Source organism: Wenzhouxiangella limi (assembly GCF_010499265.1).
In the GTDB taxonomy this organism is placed as follows: Bacteria; Pseudomonadota; Gammaproteobacteria; order Xanthomonadales; family Wenzhouxiangellaceae; genus Wenzhouxiangella; species Wenzhouxiangella limi.
Genome location: NZ_JAAGSC010000040.1, coordinates 194,764 through 216,416, shown reverse-complemented (window position 1 = coordinate 216,416; position 21,653 = coordinate 194,764). Strand labels below are relative to the sequence as shown.

Annotated in this window: 21 protein-coding genes; 7 read left to right on the top strand and 14 right to left on the bottom strand. The window is 65.7% G+C overall.

The window, feature by feature from the left end; translation table 11 throughout:
- Positions 1-34: 34 nt before the first annotated feature.
- Genes G3I74_RS08160 through G3I74_RS08135 form a run of 6 tightly spaced genes read left to right on the top strand, consistent with a single transcriptional unit; the run spans position 35 to position 5,262 of the window.
- Entirely contained in the window at positions 35-2,038 is a 2,004-nt protein-coding gene (locus tag G3I74_RS08160; RefSeq protein ID WP_164211089.1) for a TonB-dependent hemoglobin/transferrin/lactoferrin family receptor, read from the top strand.
- Positions 2,039-2,058: 20 nt separating this feature from the next.
- A complete protein-coding gene (locus G3I74_RS08155; protein WP_164211088.1) occupies positions 2,059-2,823 on the top strand; it encodes a DUF4198 domain-containing protein in 765 nt (254 codons plus the stop codon).
- Positions 2,824-2,843: 20 nt separating this feature from the next.
- On the top strand, positions 2,844-3,308 hold the full coding sequence (locus G3I74_RS08150) for a hypothetical protein (protein WP_164211087.1): 465 nt from the start codon (positions 2,844-2,846) through the stop codon (positions 3,306-3,308).
- A complete protein-coding gene (locus G3I74_RS08145; protein WP_164211086.1) occupies positions 3,295-3,936 on the top strand; it encodes an energy-coupling factor ABC transporter permease in 642 nt (213 codons plus the stop codon). The genes G3I74_RS08150 and G3I74_RS08145 overlap by 14 nt, the downstream gene beginning before the upstream one ends.
- Complete coding sequence (locus G3I74_RS08140) at positions 3,933-4,490, top strand: ABC transporter permease (RefSeq protein WP_164211085.1); 558 nt, start codon at positions 3,933-3,935, stop codon at positions 4,488-4,490. The genes G3I74_RS08145 and G3I74_RS08140 overlap by 4 nt, the downstream gene beginning before the upstream one ends.
- A complete protein-coding gene (locus G3I74_RS08135; protein WP_164211084.1) occupies positions 4,477-5,262 on the top strand; it encodes an energy-coupling factor ABC transporter ATP-binding protein in 786 nt (261 codons plus the stop codon). Before G3I74_RS08140 ends, G3I74_RS08135 begins: the two co-directional genes overlap by 14 nt.
- Positions 5,263-5,320: 58 nt before the next feature.
- Here the strand turns inward: G3I74_RS08135 and G3I74_RS08130 are convergent, their stop codons facing one another.
- The 4 genes from G3I74_RS08130 to G3I74_RS08115 all read right to left on the bottom strand — a co-directional run bounded on the left by G3I74_RS08130 (position 5,321) and on the right by G3I74_RS08115 (position 12,683).
- Complete coding sequence (locus tag G3I74_RS08130; protein ID WP_164211083.1) at positions 5,321-7,240, bottom strand: S41 family peptidase; 1,920 nt, start codon at positions 7,238-7,240, stop codon at positions 5,321-5,323.
- Between the two features lie 281 nt (positions 7,241-7,521).
- Entirely contained in the window at positions 7,522-8,532 is a 1,011-nt protein-coding gene (gene hypE, locus G3I74_RS08125) for a hydrogenase expression/formation protein HypE (protein ID WP_164211082.1), read from the bottom strand.
- A gap of 147 nt (positions 8,533-8,679) precedes the next feature.
- On the bottom strand, positions 8,680-10,989 hold the full coding sequence (hypF, locus tag G3I74_RS08120; RefSeq protein ID WP_164211081.1) for a carbamoyltransferase HypF: 2,310 nt from the start codon (positions 10,987-10,989) through the stop codon (positions 8,680-8,682).
- Positions 10,986-12,683 (bottom strand): hydrogenase maturation protein, encoded by a 1,698-nt coding sequence (locus tag G3I74_RS08115; RefSeq protein WP_164211080.1) that lies wholly within the window; start codon positions 12,681-12,683, stop codon positions 10,986-10,988. The genes hypF and G3I74_RS08115 overlap by 4 nt, the downstream gene beginning before the upstream one ends.
- A 346-nt stretch (positions 12,684-13,029) precedes the next feature.
- Here G3I74_RS08115 and G3I74_RS08110 point away from each other — a divergent pair, with 346 nt between their 5' ends.
- On the top strand, positions 13,030-14,550 hold the full coding sequence (locus G3I74_RS08110; protein ID WP_164211079.1) for a sensor histidine kinase: 1,521 nt from the start codon (positions 13,030-13,032) through the stop codon (positions 14,548-14,550).
- A gap of 106 nt (positions 14,551-14,656) precedes the next feature.
- Here G3I74_RS08110 and G3I74_RS08105 read toward each other — a convergent pair whose 3' ends face one another.
- From G3I74_RS08105 to G3I74_RS08065, 10 genes are all read right to left on the bottom strand, one after another.
- Positions 14,657-14,899, bottom strand: a complete 243-nt coding sequence (locus G3I74_RS08105; RefSeq protein ID WP_164211078.1) for a hypothetical protein — start codon at positions 14,897-14,899, stop codon at positions 14,657-14,659.
- Positions 14,900-14,910: 11 nt separating this feature from the next.
- Complete coding sequence (locus G3I74_RS15710; protein ID WP_203594622.1) at positions 14,911-15,087, bottom strand: hypothetical protein; 177 nt, start codon at positions 15,085-15,087, stop codon at positions 14,911-14,913.
- Positions 15,088-15,219: 132 nt separating this feature from the next.
- Complete coding sequence (hypD, locus tag G3I74_RS08100) at positions 15,220-16,347, bottom strand: hydrogenase formation protein HypD (RefSeq protein WP_164211077.1); 1,128 nt, start codon at positions 16,345-16,347, stop codon at positions 15,220-15,222.
- Complete coding sequence (locus G3I74_RS08095) at positions 16,322-16,579, bottom strand: HypC/HybG/HupF family hydrogenase formation chaperone (protein WP_164211076.1); 258 nt, start codon at positions 16,577-16,579, stop codon at positions 16,322-16,324. Before G3I74_RS08095 ends, hypD begins: the two co-directional genes overlap by 26 nt.
- Positions 16,580-16,738: 159 nt before the next feature.
- Positions 16,739-17,194, bottom strand: a complete 456-nt coding sequence (locus G3I74_RS08090) for a TA system VapC family ribonuclease toxin (protein ID WP_164211075.1) — start codon at positions 17,192-17,194, stop codon at positions 16,739-16,741.
- A 3-nt stretch (positions 17,195-17,197) separates the two neighbouring features.
- A complete protein-coding gene (locus G3I74_RS08085) occupies positions 17,198-17,425 on the bottom strand; it encodes an antitoxin (RefSeq protein ID WP_164211074.1) in 228 nt (75 codons plus the stop codon).
- Between the two features lie 32 nt (positions 17,426-17,457).
- Positions 17,458-20,304 carry an FAD-binding and (Fe-S)-binding domain-containing protein gene (locus G3I74_RS08080; RefSeq protein ID WP_203594621.1) on the bottom strand — a complete coding sequence of 949 codons (2,847 nt, stop codon included), beginning with the start codon at positions 20,302-20,304 and terminating at the stop codon, positions 17,458-17,460.
- A 60-nt stretch (positions 20,305-20,364) separates the two neighbouring features.
- A complete protein-coding gene (locus G3I74_RS08075; RefSeq protein WP_164211073.1) occupies positions 20,365-20,859 on the bottom strand; it encodes a CBS domain-containing protein in 495 nt (164 codons plus the stop codon).
- Between the two features lie 146 nt (positions 20,860-21,005).
- Positions 21,006-21,332, bottom strand: a complete 327-nt coding sequence (locus G3I74_RS08070) for a hypothetical protein (RefSeq protein ID WP_164211072.1) — start codon at positions 21,330-21,332, stop codon at positions 21,006-21,008.
- Complete coding sequence (locus G3I74_RS08065; RefSeq protein ID WP_164211071.1) at positions 21,333-21,539, bottom strand: hypothetical protein; 207 nt, start codon at positions 21,537-21,539, stop codon at positions 21,333-21,335.
- Positions 21,540-21,653 lie beyond the last annotated feature (114 nt).

Genomic DNA, 21,653 nt, shown 5'->3' with positions numbered 1-21,653 from the left:
CTTCATACCCAGTCCCGGATCGGAATCTTGTTGCATGGGTTTTCTGTCTTCTCTAGCGTGCGCCTGGCGTCGGACCGTGGCCGCGATGGTGCTGTTGTCGATGCCGGCAATGGCGGCCGCGACGAACGTCGAGCGCCCGGCCGACACCATCCTGGTCACCATCGGCCGGGTCGTTCAGCCCGAGCAGCAGGTCATCGCACCGGTCAGCGTGCTCGACCGCGAAGAGATCGAGCTGCGCCAGGCCGGCGATCTGGCCGACCTGCTGTCCGACCTCCCGGGGGTGCAGTCCGCGCAGGGGCCGCGACCGGAAGCGCTGGTGCCCAACATCCGCGGGCTGGGCGAAGGCCGGGTGGTGATGCGCATCGACGGAGCGCGCCAGAATATGGCCATCCGCCACCGCGCCCAGAGCCTGCTCGACCCGGCCCTGCTCGAGCGCGTCGAGATCCTGCGCGGCCCGGCCTCCTCGCTCTACGGCAGCGGCGCCACCGGCGGGGTGATCCTGTTCGAGACCCTGGACGCCGAAGGCTTTCTCGAACCCGGCGCCAGCTTCGGCGGCCAGGCCCGGCTGGGCTACCAGAGCAACAACAACGCCCGGATCGGCAGCGCGACCCTGGCCGCGCAAGCCGGCGATGCCGGCCTGATCACCAGCGTCAGCCGCCGCGCTTCAGATGACTACGTCGACGGCGACGGCAACACCCTTGAATTGACCGAAAGCGATGTCTTCAGCGGCCTGGTCAAGGGCAGCTGGCGGCCCGACCAGGCCCAGCACCTGAGCCTGACCTACCTGGGCTACGTCGACGACAGCCCCAGCCTCGGCACCGCCGACCGCGCCAGCGGCACCGTGGTCGACCGCTCCAGCCGCCAGCAGTCGATGAGCCTGCGCTACCAGCTCTACCCCGACAGCGACTTGCTGGCGCTGGACGCGGTAGTCTACTGGAGCGACCTGATGCTCGACGAGCGCCCGGTTGTAGCCGGCCAGGCCCGGGTGGAGAACAGCCTGAGCACCGTGGGCGTGGACCTCGCCAACAGCAGCCGGCTGCAGACCGGCACTATTGCCCATACTCTGACCTACGGCGCCGAGCTCTACCGCGACACCCAGCGCGGGCTGCGCAACGGCCGGCCGGCGCCGCAGTTTCGCGGCTCACAGCGCGAAACCGTTGGCCTGTTCGCCCAGAACCGGGCCGAGCTGACCGCGCGCCTGGACCTGGTGCTGGGCCTGCGCCACGACGCCATCGACTCCCGGCCCGACGAGGCCGAGCTGGTCGCGACCTCGTTCTCCCAGACCTCCTACCAGGCCGGCCTGCTGTTCGACCTGGCCAGCGACTGGACGCTGAGCGCCTCGTTCAACGAGGCCTTTCGCGCCCCGGCGCTGCGCGAGCTGTTCATCGGCGGCCAGCATTTCCCGGGCAATTTCTACGTTCCCAACCCCGAGCTGCAGCCGGAGTCGGCGCGCAATTACGAGCTGGGCCTGCGCTTCGACCGCCGCGGCGTGTTGTTGAATGATGACCGGCTCAAGGCGCGCCTGGCGGTGTTTCGCAACGACATCGACGACTTCATCGAGCAGCGCGTGCGCGGCCATGATGCGCCCGCGCCATTGACCAACACCACCCGCTTCGACAACGTCGGCCAGGCCCGGGTCGAAGGGCTGGAAGTCGAGCTGGACTGGCGGATCGGCGACTACAGCGCCGGCCTGTTCGGCGCCCGCCAGCGCGGCGACGACCGCGAACTCGGCATCCCGCTGGAGAGCATCCCGGGCGACGAGATCGGCCTGCGCCTGGAGCACCGCCTGCCGGCCCTGCTGCTGGGCGGCCAGATCGTCCACACCTTCGAGCAGGACCGCGTCCTGGGCGGCATGCACCGGGCCCAGCCCACGCCGTCGCACACCCTGATCGACCTGTACGCGACCTGGCAGGCCACGCCCGATCTGCGCATCAGCGCGCGCATCGACAACCTGAGTGATGCGACCTACCGTCGCCACCTGACCCTGATCAACCAGCCCGGCCGCAGCGTCAAGCTGCAGGCCAGCTACCTGTTCTGACCCCCGATTAAGGATCGACCATGACGCGCATTCTTGCCATCGCCCTGATCGCAACCGGCTTTGTCGCCGGCTCAGTCCACGCCCACCACCCCTGGGTCCTGGCCGAACCCGCCCAGGTCGAACCCGGGCAGGCGGTGCAGGTTCTGCCCTACTTCGGCCACGCCTTTCCCGGCGACGAGGAAATGGCGGCCGATCGCCTGGCCCAAGCCACCGTGACCCTGGCGGACGGGCAGCAGATCGCGCTCGACCTGGCTGGCGACGGCGCCGTGACAAGCCCGCCCCTGTCCGAGCCCGGCGTGTCTGTGATCGGCGTGCGTCAGGCGCGCGGCTACTGGACCCAGACCACCGAGGGCGGCCAACGGCTGCCGCGCTCGGAAGTGGCCAACGCGGTGCGCTGCAGCTATTCCGACAACGGGTCCAAGACCCTGGTCAAGGTGGGCGACAGCGGACCGTCGGCTGTGGCAACATCACTTGGCCACCGTTTGGAAATCATCCCCCAGGGCGAGCCCAACACGCTACAGGCCGGCGACACCCTGCCCGTTCAGGTCCTGTTCGAAGGCCAGCCGCACGCCGGGCCGCTGCTGGCTTTTCACAGCGCATCGGGCGAGGACCCTTACGCGGTGCTGGAAACAAACGCCGACGGCCGGACCGAAGTGATGCTGGAGGGTGAAGGCCCGTGGCTGCTGCTCGCCCACGGCGAGATCGATTATCCTGACCCGTCGGTCTGCGACGTCGAGAGTTTCTACGCCTCGCTGACCTTCGGGAAGCCAACCCAAAACCCATAAGAACAGCACTCAACCACGCCATGTCCTGTCGATCGCTCAAGATGCCCTGCCGCCTCCTCGTCGCCGTCATGCTGATCGGGATCAGCTCGCTGGCCCTGGGTCATCGCATGGACCACGAGATCGCCACCGCCGAGGCCCAGGTCCTGAGCCTGTCGCACCCGTTCGGGCAGCAGCCGGTGTTCGTGCCCTACCAGATCTTCGCGCCGGACTCCGAGGTCGCTTTTCAGAACGGACGCACTGACGCCCTGGGCCGGATCAGCTTTCTGCCCGACCGGCCCGGGCGCTGGCGGGTGGTGGTGACCACCGAGGACGGTCACGGGCTGGAGGTGCGCGTGCGGGTCGACGAGGCGCTAGCCGTGACCGAGGTCGAGGGCCCTCCCCGCAACCGCCTGGTCAACATCCTGGCTGGCGTCGGCTACCTGCTCGGCCTGGCCGGCCTGCTGATCCTGTGGCGGAAGCGCAAGAAAGCCCATGCACATCCCTGACGGCCTGATCGCGCCGCAGGTCTACCTGGGCGCCTACGCCGTGGCCGCACCGGCCTGGGCGTATGCGGTGCGCAAGGTCGCGCGCGAGTTCGACGACGCCCTGATCCCGCGCCTGGCCGTGCTGACCGCGCTGGCCTTCGTGCTGACCACGGTGATGGTGCCCTTGCCCGGCGGCACCTCCGGCCACCTGGTCGGGGTCGGCCTGCTGGCGCTGGCGTTCGGGGTCTGGCCGGCGTTTCTGGCCTACAGCCTGGTGCTGGTGCTGCAGTCGCTGCTGCTGGGCGCCGGCGGCATCACCGTGCTGGCGATCAACGCCCTGGCCATGGGTCTGACCGGGGCGGCCGTGACCGTCGGCGTGTTCCGGCTGCTTGCAAAAGTCCACCGACCGGCCGCCGCCGTGATCGGGGTCTGGCTGGGGGTGGTGGTGGCGGCCACGCTGGTCGCCCTGGTGCTGGGCATCCAGCCGCTGATGGGCAGCGATACGGAAGGCCAGCCGCTGTTCTTTCCGTTCGGGCCGGCCGTGACCCTGCCGGTGGTGGTCGGCCCGCACCTGATCATCGCTCTGGGCGAAGGCATCCTGACCTGGATGGTCCTGAGCGTGGTCGAACGCCGCCGGGTGCCGGCATGAAGGATCGCCTGCTGCTTTCAGTGTGGCTGGTGGCCGTGGTCGGCATCACCTTCATCCACGACCCGCTGTGGCTGGGCGGGCTGTTGACCGCTGCCCTGCTGCTCGCCGGACGCGCCACCCCGACCCTGCTCAAGCGCGCCCTGATCGCCATCGCCCTGGTCAACATCGCCGTAAGCCTAGGCTTTGTCCTGAGCGCCAGCCTGGCCGGCGAACCCTGGGGCCTGTTCGTGCTGCGCCTGAACCTGCGCGTGCTGCTGCTGACCTTCCTCACCCTGTGGCTGGCCCGCCACCTGGACCTGGTGCGCGCGGTCGACTTCTCGCGCTCGCTGCAGTTCGTGGTGGTGCTGGCGCTGGGCCAGATCAAGACCTTCCAGCGCCTGCTCACCGACTACCGCATGGCCTTTCGCAGCCGCAGCCTCGGCCGGCCTGATCTTGCCACCCGCGCCCGCAGCGCCGGACGCCAGGCCGGGGCCCTGCTGGAAAAGGCCGAACTGCAGGCCACGGAAGTGAACTTGGGCATGCGCTCGCGAGGATTTTTCGATGATCGAACTTGAGCAGGTCAGCTTTCGGTATCCGGAAGGCGAAGCCATTCTTAAGGAAGTGAGCTTTCGCCTGAATCCAGAAGAGCGCGTCGTGCTGCTCGGCGCCAACGGCTGCGGCAAGTCCTCGCTGCTCAAACTGATCGACGGCCTGCTCGACCCCACCGGCGGCGAGATCCGCTACCAGGGCGAGGCCCTGTCGGCCAGCCGCCTGCGCCAGCGCGAGTTTGCGCGGCACTTCCGCCGCGACGTTGGCATGGTTTTCCAGTCCCCCGAGGCCATGCTGTTCAACGCCACCGTCGCTGAAGAAATCGCCTACGGCCCCGAGCGCCTCGGCATGCCCGAGCCGACTGCCGTCGCCAGGCGCTGGGCCGAACGCCTGCAGCTGGAAAAATACCTGGCCACCCCGCCCTATCGTTTGTCGGGTGGGGAAAAACAGCGCCTGGCCCTGGCCTGCGTACTGGCCTGCCAGCCCAGGCTACTGCTGCTCGACGAGCCCACCGCCAACTTAGACCCCCGAGCTACCGGCTGGCTGGTCGACTTCCTCCTCGACCAGCAAGGCCTGACCACCCTGGTCACCACCCAGAACCTGTCGCTGGCGACCGAACTCGGCCAGCGCGCCCTGATCCTGGGCGAAGACGGCCGGCTGCTCTACGACGGTCCGCTCGACGATGCTCTCACCGACACCGACCTCCTCTGGCGCGCCAACCTCGCCCACGCCCACCGCCACGTCCATGCCGACGGCACTGAACATCGGCATGTCCATGCGCATGGGGATTGGGGGTGAATGGGAGCCCTCTAATACTTTTGATAGCCCTGGACGATTTCGTCGCATAAACTGACAATCAATCCGTTCGCTCACGAATCCAGTCCATGGCCGCCTCCATGACGGGGTCCCGACCGGCTTGGATGTCGCTCACGTTGGGTGCGATCTCGATGTCGGGCGCCACGCCAACGCCGACCAGGGGGCTGCCGTCAGGCCAGGTATCACGCTTGGCACAGATGCGCGCCATGCCGCCGCCGGGAAGATGGAACATCAGTGGCTGGCCGGTGCTGCCGGCCGTGGTCTGGCCGATGATCACCCCGCGCTGGCTGACAGCAAAGGCCATCGCCATGTCCTCGGCTGCTGAAAAGGTCCGGGGTCCAGTCAGGAGAACTATCGGCCCAGCGTAGTTGTCTTCGGCGATCGGCTCGATTGGGCGAACGGACAGCGGATGAAACTGCACGCTGGCCGACGCCGCCTGCCTGACCGAGTCATTCCGTCGCGTCCACGAAGCGGCCGGCACGGCCGGCTCATCAATCAGATAGGCCAGTATTCGGTAGCCGGGCCAGGAACTGCCGCCGCCATTATTCCGAAGATCGAGGATCAGGCCGCTGGCTTGCTGGATCTCCGGCCAGGCGGCATCGAAGGCCTCCAGCGCCCTGCCATCGGCGAAGCTGTCCAGCGACAAATACTCGATGCCGCCATCCAGCTGGCGCCGTTGAAAAGACTCGGGCCACTCGACATCGGTATAGCCGGAGCGCTCGACCTCGATGGTTTGCAAGCTTCCGTCGGGCTGACGCAAGGACAGGGTCAGACTGCGAGTGGACGGCCCCGCAAGCAGCGCATAGCCATACTTGCGTACTTTCAGATCCTGTTCGGTCGAAGCACTCTGAAAAGGCGCGACGTGCTGTCGTACATACGCTGCTACCGCCTCATCGTCGATGCTTTCAATTTCGCTGCCGACACTGAGCCCGAGCGCGCGCAAGCGATCACTGAACACCCCGGTCACGATGACGCGACCTTCGATCCACTGCGTCCTGATCGGGGGCCTGGCATAGAAGTGTTCGCTGAGTTCCTCCGGCGGATACACGTTGCTGTGACTATCGCCGAGCCGTGCCACGAAACGCATCAGCTCGCGGTAATAGTCCGCGGTCGAATCCGTGGCCAGCACCGTCTCTATAGCCTCAAGGTAGGCCTGATCCCAATCGAGTTCGGGTCTAGCGTCGAAGTGCACGAAATACTCGCGCGCCATCGCCCAGATGCGGCTGACTCCAGCGATCTTTTCATTGGCCGGCAGGTCTTCGGCATAGGGGGTGGCCAGCGATTCGGCGGCCGCTACACGAGCCAGAGCCCGCCACGCAGCCAGTTCGCGTTGGACGTCGGGATGATCAAGCACGGACTTGGGCAATTCTTCAAGCAGCCTGGCATGATCACCCGCTGCAACCACGAAGTGACGCAGATAGCGCAGCTGCTCGACAACCCTTTCCGGACGGCCCATCTTCGCCTCAATCTGCAGCATGTCACGCCGGATGTTGTAAACCCGATAATGAAGGTAGCTGTTACCCAGGGCCAGTTCTTCAACCTCGGGCCGCGCTAGGTGGTCGAGGGCCCCGGCAAGCTGCGCCAGCGCAGACTCCAGGTCCTCGGGAGTGGCATCTTCATCCTGCCAAACGGGCCACTGATCCTCCCGGATTTCAGTGACTAGCTGGTAATGCCGCATGGCCAGCCCCTCGTCCTTAGGATGGGCCGAGAAGCTAATCACCACAAGCGGGATCATGACCAGGTACGAGGCCAGACGAGACAATATTTTGTTCATTTCAAATTGCCGGCAAGAGCCCCTCAAGACTCTACAACAAGCCGCGCGTGGGCGTAACATCCAGGCTGCCCTGGCCAGAGGGAAACGAACCTGAATTGCGCGTGGGATACCGAGACGCGCAGGAAACAGATTCAGACCTTGGTCAAGGATTATGGCTTTGAGGCCTTTTCGGAGCCAACCGACCAAAAGCGTTCACCGCTACTCATCCGGGTTTGGCGGGGATCGGTCGCTGAGGGCCTCGCCACGCGTCGAACTGAAGCGGCCGATCGCCGCCGAACCCGGCATCGAGGCCATCCCCGATTTATTGTCCGGTTCGCGGGCTGGGGATGCCGGATCAGGTCCGGCATGACAAATTATCGATTGCCGGCATGCGCCAGGCGCCGGAGCGACGCGTTGATGCCGGATCAGGTCCGGCATGACGGATGCTCGATTGCCAAGGATCTGTGCCGGCCGGGGCGCTTGGCGGCTCAGCAGATTCGCGGCAGTGGGTCGTCTTCGAGCTCGTCGATCAGGCGCTGGCCGCCCAGGCTGGTGGTCAGGGTGACCGCGCCTTTTTTCTCGCCGATGGTGCCGATGACGGCGGCGTCGGGGGCGACGCCGGACAGGCGCAGCTCCTGCACGGCGTCGTCGGCCTCGTCGGCGGCGATGACGGCGACCACTCGGCCCTCACAGGCCAGATAAAGCGGGTCGTAGCCCAGCAGTTCGCACACCGCCTGGACCGGTTCGCTCAAGGGGATGGCGTTTTCTTCCATGTTGATCGACAGTTCCGATTCGCGCGCCAGGTCCAGGGCCACGGTGGCCAGGCCGCCGCGGGTGGGGTCGCGCATGAAACGCAGGCCCGGGCGCTTCATCAACATCTCGGTGATCGGCAGCACGCTGGCCGAGTCGGATTTCAGGTCGCCTCGCAAGCCGTACTCCTCGCGCGCCAGCAGCACGGCGGTGCCGTGGTCGCCGACGCCGCCGGTGACGATGAGCTTGTCGCCGGGCTGGACGTATTGCTGGCCCAGCTTGTGGCTGGCCGGCACCACGCCCAGGCCGGTGGTGGCCAGGTACACTCCACCGCATTCGCCGCGGGCCAGGACCTTGGTATCCCCGGCCACGACTTTTACGCCAGCTTCCGTCGCAGCCGCTGCAAGCGCATCGACAATCCGTTCGAGCAGCGCGGTCTCGGTGCCTTCCTCGATAAAGGCGTTCAGGGTCAGGTAGAGCGGAAACGCCCCGCCCACGGCCAGGTCGTTGACCGTGCCGTGGATGGCCAGCGAGCCGATGTTGCCGCCGGGAAACTCCAGCGGATCGACGGTGAAGCCGTCGGTGGTCATCATCATGCGCACCCCTTGCGGCACGTCGACCATGGCCGCGTCCACCGTGGTGTCCAGGCCCTGCTCGCCCAGGCGGGCGGCAAACAGGCCGTCGATGAGTTCGCGCATGTAGCGCCCGCCGTTACCGTGGGCCAAGCGGATGTGGGGTTCGAGTTTCATGACGTTCGGGCGTTTTCGAGCGGATGGCCAGTATAAGGATAAAAGCGTCCTTGTTCGGGCCGAAAGCGGATGAAGCGCCGCGCGCGTTAGCCTTGTGGGACCGACCTGCAAGGAGCGACGTCGGCCGATAAGGGCGGCAGGCCGAGCTTACGCCCCCGAAGGCCCAGACTCGCCAGGCTCAGACGCCAGACACGCCGTCTCGATCACCTGCCCATAGCTGATGCCGGCGTCGTTGACGGGCAGTCGCTCGGGGATCAGGGCGATACGGCCGGCAGATTCGATCGCACTGGCGGCCTGGCTGGCGAGCAGATTGTTCTGGAACACGCCACCGGTCAGACCCACTTCCTTGAACTCGAAACGCCGGGCCAGCTCTCCGATCTGGGCAGCGATCAGGCGGGCCAGGGCTGCGTGAAAGCCGGCGGCGCGGTCGGCGACGGGCACGCCCGGATCGGCCATCCACGCCATCAGTTCAGACCAGTCGGCGCGCAGCAGGCCCTGCTCGTCCTCGACCAGCGCCAGATCGGGTGCACCCGGATCGCGTCCCTTTGCCGCCATGGCCTCCAGCCAGGTCGGGCCCTGGCCTTCGTAGCTGGCCTCCAGGGCCACACCGGCCAGCGCCGCCGCGCCGTCGAACAGGCGCCCCACCGCGCTGCTGACCGGGCTGGCCATGCCCTTGTCCCAGGCGGTTCTTAGCAAGGGGTCGACCTCCGGTGCGCCGGCCCAGTCGAAGCCGGCGTGCCAGGACAGCGACAGCGCGGTGCGCCAGGGCTGGCGGGTAACGCGATCGCCGCCGGGCAGGCGAAAAGGTCTGAACGAGGCAACCCGCTGCCAGGCGCCGGGTCGGCCGAAGTAGGTCTCGCCACCCCACAGCGTCTTATCGCGACCATAGCCCACGCCATCCCAGGCAAACACGAGCATGTCGCGGTCCAGCACGCCAAACTCCCCCGCCAGGGCCGAGGCGTGGGCCTCGTGGTGGAACACCCGGGTCAGCGGCAGCCCGGCATCGCGCGCCCAGCGGCTGTTGGGGAAGTCGGGATGGGCGTCGCAGGCCAGGCTTTTGGCGCGCACACCGTACAGATCCTGCAGATCGGCCGAGACCTGGCGAAAGACCTCGACGGTACGCAGGCTGTCGAGCTCGCCGATGTGGGGCGAGACGATGGCGCGCGATTTCCAGGCCAGGGTAACGGTGTTTTTCAGGAAGGCGCCGACGGCCAGCAGGGGTTCGCCGAGCGTCACCGGCAGCTCGATTTCCAGCGGCGCGTTGCCTCTTCCCAAGCGAATCGGGCGCATGCGACCGGCGATCTTGCGCCAGACCGGATCGTCGGCCGGCCGCTGGATCGGACGGTTGTGGTGCAGGAAGGCATCGGCGACGGTACTCAAGCGCGCCTCGACCTCGGCCGGGTCGGTCAGCACGGGCTCCCCGCTCAGGTTCCCCGAGGTGGCCACGATCGGCCGACCCAGATCGCCGAGCAGCAGGTGATGGATGGGGCTGTAGGGCAGCATCAGCCCGACCTCGTTCAGCCCCGGCGCGATGCTGGGCGCAAGCTTCGCGTCGGGACGCATGCGGACCAGCACGATGGGCCGCTCGGGGTCGGCCAGGCGCGCGGCCGTGGCCTGATCCAGCTCGGCCAGTTCACGCGCGCCGTCCAGGCGGTCGGCTCCGGCCATGGCCACCATCACCGCCAGTGGCTTGTCGGGACGATGCTTGCGCGCGCGCAAGGCCGAGACCGCGCTTTCATTGCCCGCATCGCAGATCAGGTGGTAGCCGCCAACGCCGCGCGCGGCAACGATACCGCCGCCCTTGATGACCTCGATGGCCGCGGCCAGGCTGTCCTCGTTGCCCTCGATGCGGGTCTGGCCGGAGACGAATCGAAGGCTGGGCCCGCACACTGCGCAGGCCAGCGGCTGGGCGTGGAACCGGCGGTCCAGCGGATTACGGTATTCGGCGTCGCAGTCGGCACACAGCGGAAAATCTCTCAGCGTCGTGTTGGGCCGATCGTAAGGCAAGGCCCGGATGATGGTGTAGCGCGGCCCGCACTGGGTGCAGTTGATGAACGGATAGCGGTAGCGGCGCTCGGCCGGATCGCTGACCTCGACCAGGCAGTCGTCGCACATGAACTGATCGGGCGGGACGTGGATTTCCGGCTCGGCTTGCGCCTGGCTGGCGCGGATCTCAAAGGCCTGAAAATCTTCCCCCTCGCCCGGCTCGTTGCGCAACAGCTCGGGCCGGGCCAGCGGGGGCGCGCGCTCGATGACGTCGCGGGCGAAGGCATCGAGCTGATCCGCCGGGCCCTGGATCGCGACCTCGACCACGCCGGAGGCGTTGAAGACCCAGCCGGTCAGCTTCAATTCATGGGCCAGGCGGTAGACGAAGGGCCGGAAGCCCACGCCTTGGACCCGGCCGGCGACCGTGACCCGGCGCACCGGGTGATGATTGTCCACGCCCTGTCTGCTCATCCCTGCGTTGGTCCCGCCGGGTTTCTCGTCCCGACCCGCGCACGATGATGGGCCAGGTACAGCGGTGTCCAGGCATGAGGACTGCGCCGGACCAGGCGGAAGCGGGCGACGTGGTAGGACGGGTCGAAGCCGTAGAAATTCATGCGCATGCGCTCGAGCTCCGCGTCGCGATATTCATGCAGCGCGCGCTCGGCCTCGTCGTGCTCGCGGCGCTCGGCCTTGGCGGCCAGGCGGTTCTCGAAGCCGTCCGCTGCAAGGCGTGCGGCCTGCTCCAGCGCAAAGGCATCGAAGTCCGAGCGCTTGGTCGGGCCGGTGCGGTCGACCAGGCCCAGGTCTTGCGCCTCGGCCGCCAGCATGGGCAGGCGATGGCCCATGACGGCCTTGATGCCGCCCTCGCCCACGCGCTTCGGTAAAAGGTAGGTCCAGTACTCCGAGCCGTACAGGTTGCCCATGTTCTTGTAGTGCGGGTTGAGCACCACGCCGGCGCGCGCCCAGACCTCGTCGGCGGCCAGGGCCAGGAACACCCCGCCGGCCGCGGCGTTGCCGCCGATGGCCGAGACGGTGAGGTGGGAGGTGGTGCGGATGATGGCCTCGGCCACCTCGTCGATGGCGCGGATGTTGTCCCAGGACTCGTCCGGCGGGCTGGCCGCGGCTTCGATGGTGTTCAAATCCATGCCGTTGGACCAGAAGTCGGCGCCGCCGGCCAGCACGATTACCCGGGTCGGGCGCTGGGTGGCCTGCTGGTAGGCCGCAAGAAGCGCTCGGCAATCCTTGGTACTCATGGCGCCGTTGTAGAAATCGAAGTCCAGGAGGCTGACATCACCGACTTCGCGGTAGCGGATCGGCCCGCGTCCGGATTCCGGGTCGGTCTCGAGATCCAGCTCGGGCAAGTCCGCTACCGCCTCGCCCAGCACCCTCGTCGCGCGGCGCTTGAAGGGCTGGTCACCGGACTCTTTCAGGTGCCCGATCCAGACCGCGCCGTCAACCGTGGCCCGGCAGATTGCGCCGTGGCAGCGCGCCAATAGCGCGCCCGGCTCGCCGTTCAGTTCCGGCTCGGTCCAGGCATTGAACAGGCGCACCTCGCGCCCGGCGATCTCGTCGATCACGCCGGGAAAGCCGTCGGCGCTGCGGATCTTGGTAAGCACGGTGGCGGTGTCGTCAGTCGTCCAGTCGATGCGCCGGGCGGTTGGCGGGACCGGATCTCGCCAGCGCCCGGGCGGCGGCGGATCGCCGGGCTCGCCCCGCTCGACCTTGGCCAGCGCGTCGAACAGCGCGGCCACCGCGCCTTCGGTAACCTCGATCCGGTACAGGCTGGACTTGCGCGCCGGACGCGTGGCAAACATCCGGCTGGCCAGAACGGGCCCGCCGTCGAGCTCCTCGGTGGCCTGGATGATCGATACCCCCCACTCGGGCTCATTTTCCAGCACCGCCCAGTCCAGCGCGGCCGGGCCGCGGTCGCCCGGCGGGCCGGGGTGGACGATCAGGCAGGGCACGGCGGCGAATACCGACTCCGGAATCTTGCGCTTGAGAAAGGGCGCGACCAGCACGTCGGGCTTGAACAGCTCAACCGCCTCGGCGGTGACCTCATCGCTGATGTCGAGCTCGACGCTGACCGCGTGTCCGGCCGCGCGCAGCTCGGCGTGGACGCGCTGACTCAGACTGTTGAAGGCGTGGCAGGTGAGCAGAATACGCATGGTTTATTGAGCAAAAGCAAGAAGCTTACCGCAGATGGATGCAGATTAACGCGGATTAAAGAGTCGAAGTGTCTGATGGAACGCGTACGAAATCCGATAGTGTTGCAATTCTGGAATCACGGCGCGTATCCTCCTTGTACGCATACGCGCCCGAAAGCCAGCTCGCTCTGCGGCAGTCGAATGACAAGTGGTGAAAGATTCAGAACGGTTCGCCTGATAGCGTGATACACGGGCACAGGCGCCACCGGGTCTCGCCAGCCACCCCGAATGCGGCAGCTGTTGACCCTCCATCCCGGCGCCTTTGGATCTGTCAAGGCTTGTCTTTCAGAAATGTAATCGCCCTCGGATGAGCACTTTTTCTGCCTTTGACGTTGGAACGCTGCTGCTGACCGTGGCGATCACGGCTCTTGTGGCCACGGGCCTGCTGGCGGTGTCCGCCCTCCGGCATCACCGCGAGGTGAAGGGGCTCCCCTACTGGACGGCAAGCGGTGTGTTCTTGTCGATTGCCGGGCCTCTGTTCATGATGCAGCATGAGGGATTGACGTTCTTGTCGGTCTTTCTGCCCAACACATTCAGCCTGGTCGGGCTTTTTCTCATAGGCGTAGGCCTGAGCCGCCTTCACCGCCAATCTTTGGGACGCGCTGACTGGATCGTGATTATCGCGGTTGTCGGCATATCCGGAATCTTTCTGCTTTTTGCCGCAACTGGCTGGCCCGGCGTCGAGGGACGGATCACGGCCGCGGCAGCAGGAATTACCGTTACAACGATCTACATAATGTGGTGTCTCCCGCGGGCGTTCGCAGGAACGCTGGTGGGAGGAAGCATCACCGGAGCAGCGGTCGTCCTGATCGGAAGCAGCATCATGCAGGTCGTGAATGTCCTGTTCATCTCGGATACGGACGCTACAGGTCTCGTGCAACTCGATTCCCTGCATGTGCTCTTCGTCGTAACGCAGATGGCTGCGACCATCACCCTGCTGTTCGCCCTCGTACTGGTCGTCCCTCACCAGTTGGCGACGCAGAAAGAAGACCTGACCGAACGCATCAAGAAAGCCAGCGAGGCAAAGTCCCGCTTTCTCACGGGTGTCGCCCATGACCTAAGAAGTCCCCTGAGCTTGATTTCAGCGTTCGGTGAAATCCTCGCCGAGCGTTTGAAGGGAGAGGAACAGAAATTTGTCCATGACATCTGCCTGGCCGCCAACGAGCTTAACGGAATGGCTGAATCGCTCACCGAACTCGCGCGGCTGGAAGAAGGAGCCATCAAATTGGAGCGGCGCCCGACCCCTGTCGGAGCACTGATCCGCGATGTTGCCGATGCGGCGCGCTTCGCGGCGGCGCAGGCGGGCATCGACCTCCGGACTGATACGCCGGAACCGGCAACGGACGCCGACTCGCCAGGTGACACAGACTTGATGGCCATGACAAACACACAGTCGTTGCGCCGCGTAGTAAAAAACCTCGTCAGAAACGCGCTCTCGTACAGCAAGCAGGGAGACATCGTCATGCTGGGCGTTTATGCCTCACGCGCTCCCGGAGCAAGGCGAGCATACGGCGCCGGCATCGATCAAACGGTAAGCCGCAAACGAGGCCCCGACATAAGGGTTGGTCAAGATACAGAAGCAGAACCAGCCAAGGCAAATGCCGTCGTGATCACCATTACCGATACTGGGCCAGGCATCGAGCCGGAGTTCATGGATGATCTTTTCGAGCCGTTCGCGCGCAACGCGCCGGAAACTGAAGGAACCGGACTCGGGCTCGCAATTACCAAAGAGCTTGTCGAGGCGATGAGTGGAACGATCAGTGTCCAAAGCAAACTGGGAGAAGGAACGCGATTCGAAATCCGGTTACCGTTTGCCAATCACGCCTAACGCGGTCTGCGGAGATGTAACTGCCACCGCCCGCGCGGGCCGATGGACCAGGTCTTCAACGAGACCTGAAAGCTCGCTCTTGGCGATGTCGAGCCGCTGACCGCCGTCAGCTGCCGAGCATCAGCATCCGATCTTCATCGCGCAGCAGGAACAGCGCCCCGCAGGCTGCCAGCATCGGAATAGCGGCGAGCAGCAACAGGCCTGCGCTCATGCCCGAGATAGAATAGAAACTCTCAAATACGGCCGCGGCGTGGTCGGGCGCCAGGATCTTGTCCAGCGACCACATCGCCATGACCAGAAACACGCTCACCCGCAGCAAGAACAGCGACAGTGGCAGTCTGTCATTCACGTACCCGGCACTCACCCGCTGACTCCGACCTCGTACCAGGGCGTCGGATTGATCAGGCAGCGGCTGTCCTGGTCCAGATGAACCCTCGTCAGCCCGTTTTTGGTTTCAGGCGTATCGGCCAGGGCGGGGCTGACAAATGCCAGCGCTATCAACGCGATTGCGTACAGTGAAAAGAGATTGCGTAGCATCAGGTTTCTCCTCAAGGATTCAGTGCCAACCATTGTGGCGACGGTAAAGGAGACGATCCATCCGCGATAACACGTACGGGAAATTACGTATGCCGACCCGCCCGGTCGCTCTGGGCGGGGAACGGGCCGGCCTCAGCCGGCTTCGGCGTAGCGGCGGTAGCGGTAGTAGGCCGCACAGGCGCCTTCGTCGGAGACCATGCAAGAGCCAATCGGATTGCGCGGCGTGCACACGGTGCCGAAGATTTCGCAGTCGGTCGGCTTTTTGACCCCGCGGATCACGGACGGGCACTGGCAGGCCTTGTTTTCGCGCACTTCCTTTTCGGCAAGGTCGAAGCGCTTTTCGGCATCAAACTTGGCGTACTTGTCCTTGATGCGCAGGCCGCTGTAGGGCACGGTTCCTAAGCCCCGCCAGGCGAACTCGGGTCGAAGCTCAAGGGTGTCGGCGACCATGGCCTTGGCCTTGGTGTTGCCCTCGCGCTTGACGCCGCGCTTGAACTGGTTTTCGACCTCGGCCCGGCCTTCGTTCAGTTGCCGGATCAGCATCACGATCGAGGCCATCACGTCGAGCGGCTCGAAGCCGGCGATGACCACCGGGCGCTGGTATTCCTCGGCGAAGAACTCGTAGGGCTCGGAGCCGATGATGGTTGAGACGTGCGAGGGCCCCAGAAAACCATCGACGCGGACCTGGCCCAGGTCGCGCACTTCCGGAGAATCCAGGATCGACTGGATCGCTGACGGGGTGAGCACGTGGTTGCAGAACACGCTGAAGTTCTCCAGGCCCATTTTCTCGGCCTGCTGGATGGCCAGCGCGGTCTGCGGCGTGGTGGTCTCGAAGCCGATGGCAAACATCACCACCTGCTTGTCCGGGTTGTCGCGCGCCAGTTCCAGGGCCTCGGCCGTGGACTGCACCACGCGCACGTCACGGCCCTGGCCGCGGGCCTTGAGCAGGCTGTTGCGGCGCGAGGCCGGCACGCGCAGCATGTCGCCGTAGCTGGCCAGGATCACGTCTTCTCGACCAGCCAGCTCGATCGCCATATCCAGGCGCGCAACCGGCAGCACGCAGACCGGGCAGCCGGGGCCGTGGACCATTTCAACGTTGTCGGGCAGGAGGTCGGGGATGCCGTAGCGGAACACCGCGTGGGTGTGGCCGCCGCAGAATTCCATCAGGTGATAGCGTCGCTCGGGACGGGCTTCGCGGCGGATCAGCTGGGCCAGCGCCGCGGCCGCCTTGCCCTCACGAAACCCGTGGATGTAACGCATCGGTCGATGCCCCTATGGTTTCGGCCAGCTCGCGGAACAGGGCCAGCGACTCTTCGGCCTCCTTGACGTTGAGCTTGGTGATGGCGTGGCCGACGTGGACGATGACGTAGTCACCGACCTCGACGCCGTCGATCATGGCCAACGAGACCTTGCTGCGCACACCGCCGACTTCGACCGTAGCCTGGTCGAACTCGTGCAGGGCCTCGACTTTGGCGGGAATGGCTAGGCACATGGTGAAAATTCGCTCCGTTGCGTGGCAAACAGGTACATCAGATATAGGTTTACCTTAACGCAGTCTATCCCGGCCGGAATTGCGCTGGGTCAAATCACCCGCGCGTGTCCCAAGATCAGGTGACCAATGCGGCGTGCGCCGTGACGGAGACGGAGCAAATCAGAAGTCGTGGACCGACGGGTCGGTCTCGTCAACCGGATTGATGAGCCGGGTGAAGCCGAAGCCGGCGAAGTCGGACACGTTGCGGGTCGCCCATTCGGTGACGCCGTGGTGGCGCAGGGTCAGCGCGATACGGGCGTCGAACAAGGCCCTCCGCGGCAAGCCGGGGCGACGGGCAATTTCCCAGACCTGGCCCATTACAGGCGCGTTTTCGACCAGCGCCCAGCGCGGGTTATTACGCCAGCGCGCGCAAATCTCCGCCGCATCGGGTGCGCTGAGCGGTTTGGTCAGAACCACCGGGTTGCGCAGCAGCTGATACAGCTCGATCAGAACAAGCTCGCTGATCGCCACATCGTCGCGCGCGGCGCACTGTTCCATGAAGGCTCGGGCGCGATGATGCTCGGGGCAATCTCGATTCTGCGCGTAAAGCAGGATATTGGTGTCGATCGACAGCACTTTTCACGCGTTGGCCAGTTCGCGCCAGCGCTCCTGTGGGGACTGAAACTCGCCCAGCGCTGCTGCAGACGGCAGCTGCCATGGCTGATCGCTGCGTCCCGGGGGATAGACGCGCTGCATGTGTTCCAGCCCGCGGCGCAGCACTTCAGCCAGACTGATCTCCTGCTCAGCGGCAATCCGCTTGGCGTCGCGGTACAGCTCGTCGGGCAATTGAATTTGTGTACGAACCATGCCGGTAAACTTACATTGATGTAGAGATGATGTCAATCGACCAAAACCGCCGCCATCAGCTCAGCCGGGTGGCGAGCCTGGCGCGACAGGCCGTCGTGGATCTGGTGGCGGCAGGAAAAGCCGTGGGCGCAGACCAGGGTTTCGGGCTGTTTGCGCAGGCTGGGGAACAGCTTTTGCTCAGCGATCGCCATGGACATCTTGTATTTCTTCTGGTCGTAGCCGAAGCTGCCGGCCATGCCGCAGCAACCGGTGGCCAGGCGCTCGGGCGCGTAGCCGGCGATTTCCAGCGACTTGAGCAGGGCGTGCTCGCCGACCAGAGCCTTGGCGTGGCAGTTGCCGTGGACCAGCACGGCTTGTGACTTGCCGGCAAAAACATCGACCAGCGATTCGGGCGCGTGGCCGGCCACCAGTTCCTCGAACATCTGCACGCAGCCGGCCAGGCGTTCGGCCCGGGCGTGCTGCTTTCCGTCGAAGAAGTCCAGGTATTCATCGCGCAGCGCCAGGGTTTCGGAGGGTTCCAGTCCGACGATGCGGTGGCCGGCGGCCACGTGCGGGGCAAGCAGGTCGAGGTTGCGCTCGGCCAGGGCGCGGGCCTGGTCGAGCAGGCCCCGCGAGATCAGGGTGCGGCCGGCGGCGAACGGCGCTTCAATCTGAACCGCAAAGCCCAGCGCTTCGAGCACGCGCACCGCGTCCTCGGCGATCTGCGGCTCGTGGTAGTTGATGAAGTAGTCGACCAGCAGCACGACGACGGGGCGATCGGATCGTCCCACCGAAGCAGCCGACCGGCGATGGAACGGACGTGGAACAAACGGCGGCAGCCGCCGGTCCGGATGAATGCCGATCAGGCGCTTGAGCATCCACTTGCCCGGCCGCGAGCGCATCCAGGCATTGCTCAAAGTGGTGAAACGGGCGGCCAGCGGGTACAGCCGCATCGGCTGACCGTAAAAGCGATCGGCCAGCGAAGCGCCGTGCTCGCGGATCCAGCCGTTGAGGAACTCGGCCTTGAGCGCGGCCATGTCGACGCTGGCCGGGCACTCGGACTTGCAGGCCTTGCAGCCCAGGCAGTACTCCAGCGCCTCGCGCACCTCGATGGAGCGGAAGCCGGCCGGGTTTTTCCCGGTAAACATCTGCCTGAGCAGGTTGGCCCGGCCGCGGGTGCTGTCTTTTTCGTCCAGGCTGGCGCGGTAGCTGGGGCACATGGCCCCACCGCTGAAATCGAGCTTACGGCAGGCGCCGGCGCCGTTGCAGCGCTCGATGGCCTCGGCGAACCCGTTGGATTCGCGAAACCGGAACACGGCCTCAACCTCGGCCGGACGCCACTCGGGGCTGTAGCGCAAATTCTCGTCCATGGGCGGGGCGAACACGATCTTGCCGGGATTGAACAGCCCGTCCGGATCCCAGATCTGTTTGACCTGCTCGAGCAGCCCAACCATTTCGGGCCCCAGCACGGTGGGCAGAAACTGCGCCCGAGCCAGGCCATCGCCATGCTCGCCCGATAGCGAACCGCGGTAGTCGCGAATCAGCTCGGCGACGTCCTGGGCCATGGTCTTCATCTTTGCCAGGCCCTCGGGGTTGCGCAGATCCAGCACCGGGCGCAGGTGCAGCTCGCCGGAAGCGGCGTGGCCGTAAAACACGCACTCAGTGCCGTGGCGGGCCATCAGGGCCTGGAAGTCGCGCACGTAGTCCGGCAGGTCGGCCACGCGCACGGCCGTGTCCTCGACGAAGGTCGGCGACTTCTCGTCCGCGACCCGGCCCATCAGCAGTCCCAGGCCGGCCTTGCGTACCTCCCAGACCCGGCGCATCTGGTCCGGGTCGGTCAGCACCGGCGCGGCCGTGGCGGTCACCAGCGCGGCCGCAGCGGCCTCGGCGCGCGCACGGGCCTGCTCGGCGTCGTCGTCGAGAAACTCGATGATCAACAGGCAGTCGGGCTCTCCTTGAAGAAAGAAGCGATTGCGGCGCTGGGTGCGATTGGCCCGGGTGGCTTCAAGAATGTGGCGATCGACCAGCTCGACCGCGGCCGGCGCCAGATCCAGCACCGCGACCGTGGCGCGCATGGCCGCATCCAGCGAATCGAAGTGCGGCACGACCAGCGCGCGATGGGCCTTGAGCGGCTCGAGATTGAGCTCGGCCTCGACCGTGATCGCCAGGGTGCCCTCACTGCCGGTCAGCAGCGCGGCCAGGTTGAACGGCGGGCCGTTAGGCGTGAGCGGCGCCATCCGGCACAGCAGGTCCAGCGCGTAGCCGGTGTTGCGCCGGGTCACTTCGGGATGCGGGAAAGCGGCTTCGATGGCCGTTTTGTGCTCCTTGAGCAGGGCCAGCATACGGCGGTAGATCTCGCCCTCACGCGAGGCCAGGCGACACTTCGCATCAAGCGCTTGCGGAGCCAGGGGGCCGAAGGTCGCCCGACTGCCGTCGTCGAGCAGGCAGTCCAGCGAAACGACGTGCTCGCGGGTGGTGGCGTAGGCCGGCGAGTAAGAGCCCGAGGCGTTGTTGCCGATCATGCCGCCGAGCATGCAGCGGTTGGTGGTCGAGGTATCCGGGCCGAACAGCAGGCCGTATTCGGCGGCCGCAAGATTGAGCTGGTCGCGGATCACCCCGGGCTGGACCCGCGCCCGGCGCCGTTCGGAATCAATGGCGACAATCGCAGTCATGTGGCGCGAGATGTCGGCAACGACGCCGCCGCCGGTGGTCTGGCCGGCCAGGCTGGTGCCGGCCGCGCGCAGGGTAATGCCCAGGTTGTCAGCGCGGGCCTGGGTGATCAGTTTGGTCAGTTCGTCGGCATCTGCCGGGAAACACACCGCCGCCGGCACCTCCTGGTACATGGAGGCGTCGACGGCATACAGATGGCGGGTCAGAGCGTCACGATGCAGGGTCGGCATGGGTTCACGGGCCTTGTCTCAAAAAAAAACAAGCCCGGCCGACCCGATGGCGTTGAAGCCTTAGTCGGCGAGGCTGCGCAAGGCCTTGAGCATGTCGAGGGTACTGACGATGCCCACCACCCCGCCGTCACGGGTGACGACCAGGCGGTGGATCCGACCCTGGATCATGGTGTCGGCCATGGTCGCAATATCCGTGCTCTCGTCGACGGTGTATATGACCGAGGTCAAAATATCGGCCACGGTCATGCCGTCATCGTCATCGACGACGTGAAAAGGCCGCAACTCGGTCTCGTCGAGTTCATCTTCCCAACCTTGCAGGAAAAAATCCCCGACATGCTCGCCGCCGCGAATGGCGCTTCGATGGCCGTCGTTGGCCACGATGTCCGACAGCGATACAACCCCCACCAGCAGCCCGTCGCGGTCCAGCACCGGCGCCCCGGAGATGCCGTGTTCGGTCAGCTTCGCGGCCAGTTCGTGCACGGTCATGTCGTCGTGCACCAGCACGACATCGGGGTTCATGACGTCTTTCGCGGTCAGTTTTTCAAGCGCTTTCATGCAGCTTCCTGTCGCCCGCAGGCGGTGATGGATCGTAATGAAGTAGGTGGACTAGCGAAGGCGGTATTTTACGCCGAACCGGTCGTCGGGTTCCGAAGATTCGGATCACAGGGCCGCAATCTCGGCCAGGCGAAGCTGGATAGGGATCAGCGGCGGTGGCGCAGCCAGTTGAAGAAATGCAGCCGGAAACCGGGCACGCGCAGCAGCCAGCCAAGCCAGCGACCGCGCTGGGCCGGATCCAGGTCGATGATGGGCACGCCCCGAGAGGAAAGGGTCATGGCCTGATCAGACAGGGCCAGCCCGAAGGCGATTTTGCGAAGATTGTGCAAGCCCCGGTAATCCGAGGGCAGCTGGCGAAAGACCGCCAGCGAGGTGGTATCGACCTGAACGCCGCGCCCGCGGGCGCGAACGCTGATCGAATCCGATCCGGCCCGGATGGCCAGATCGGCTTCGATGTCGAGCGGGCCGCGCACTTACTTGGCGGGCGTCTTCATGTCGCGAGCGCGAATGACAAGCGAGCCATTCATGCCCCAGCGGGCGTACTGCGCCTTGTCGCCGGGACCGGACGGCACGTCGAGATTAAAATCCTTGAACTCGTAGGTGATTTCAGCATTGCGGCCGGTGAGCTTGTCGTACAGGCTGATCGCCAGTTCGGACCAGTCTTTTGGATGTTCTGCCATTCTTGCGCTCCTTGGGTTTTGGATGAAGGAAGGGACGTTTGCATTGCAGCACCGAGGCTGCGCTCCAACGCCCTACTCGCCCCTGATCGAAACACGCTGGCGGTGAAGCACCCG

Coding starts and splice junctions, on each gene's coding strand:
- G3I74_RS08160 (WP_164211089.1), top strand. CDS start 35: ATGGGTTTTCTGTCTTCTCTAGCGTGCGCCTGGCGTCGGACCGTGGCC.
- G3I74_RS08155 (WP_164211088.1), top strand. CDS start 2,059: ATGACGCGCATTCTTGCCATCGCCCTGATCGCAACCGGCTTTGTCGCC.
- G3I74_RS08150 (WP_164211087.1), top strand. CDS start 2,844: ATGTCCTGTCGATCGCTCAAGATGCCCTGCCGCCTCCTCGTCGCCGTC.
- G3I74_RS08145 (WP_164211086.1), top strand. CDS start 3,295: ATGCACATCCCTGACGGCCTGATCGCGCCGCAGGTCTACCTGGGCGCC.
- G3I74_RS08140 (WP_164211085.1), top strand. CDS start 3,933: ATGAAGGATCGCCTGCTGCTTTCAGTGTGGCTGGTGGCCGTGGTCGGC.
- G3I74_RS08135 (WP_164211084.1), top strand. CDS start 4,477: ATGATCGAACTTGAGCAGGTCAGCTTTCGGTATCCGGAAGGCGAAGCC.
- hypE (WP_164211082.1), bottom strand. CDS start 8,532: ATGAAACTCGAACCCCACATCCGCTTGGCCCACGGTAACGGCGGGCGC.
- hypF (WP_164211081.1), bottom strand. CDS start 10,989: ATGAGCAGACAGGGCGTGGACAATCATCACCCGGTGCGCCGGGTCACG.
- G3I74_RS08115 (WP_164211080.1), bottom strand. CDS start 12,683: ATGCGTATTCTGCTCACCTGCCACGCCTTCAACAGTCTGAGTCAGCGC.
- G3I74_RS08110 (WP_164211079.1), top strand. CDS start 13,030: ATGAGCACTTTTTCTGCCTTTGACGTTGGAACGCTGCTGCTGACCGTG.
- G3I74_RS15710 (WP_203594622.1), bottom strand. CDS start 15,087: ATGCTACGCAATCTCTTTTCACTGTACGCAATCGCGTTGATAGCGCTG.
- hypD (WP_164211077.1), bottom strand. CDS start 16,347: ATGCGTTACATCCACGGGTTTCGTGAGGGCAAGGCGGCCGCGGCGCTG.
- G3I74_RS08095 (WP_164211076.1), bottom strand. CDS start 16,579: ATGTGCCTAGCCATTCCCGCCAAAGTCGAGGCCCTGCACGAGTTCGAC.
- G3I74_RS08085 (WP_164211074.1), bottom strand. CDS start 17,425: ATGGTTCGTACACAAATTCAATTGCCCGACGAGCTGTACCGCGACGCC.
- G3I74_RS08080 (WP_203594621.1), bottom strand. CDS start 20,304: ATGCCGACCCTGCATCGTGACGCTCTGACCCGCCATCTGTATGCCGTC.
- G3I74_RS08075 (WP_164211073.1), bottom strand. CDS start 20,859: ATGAAAGCGCTTGAAAAACTGACCGCGAAAGACGTCATGAACCCCGAT.
- G3I74_RS08065 (WP_164211071.1), bottom strand. CDS start 21,539: ATGGCAGAACATCCAAAAGACTGGTCCGAACTGGCGATCAGCCTGTAC.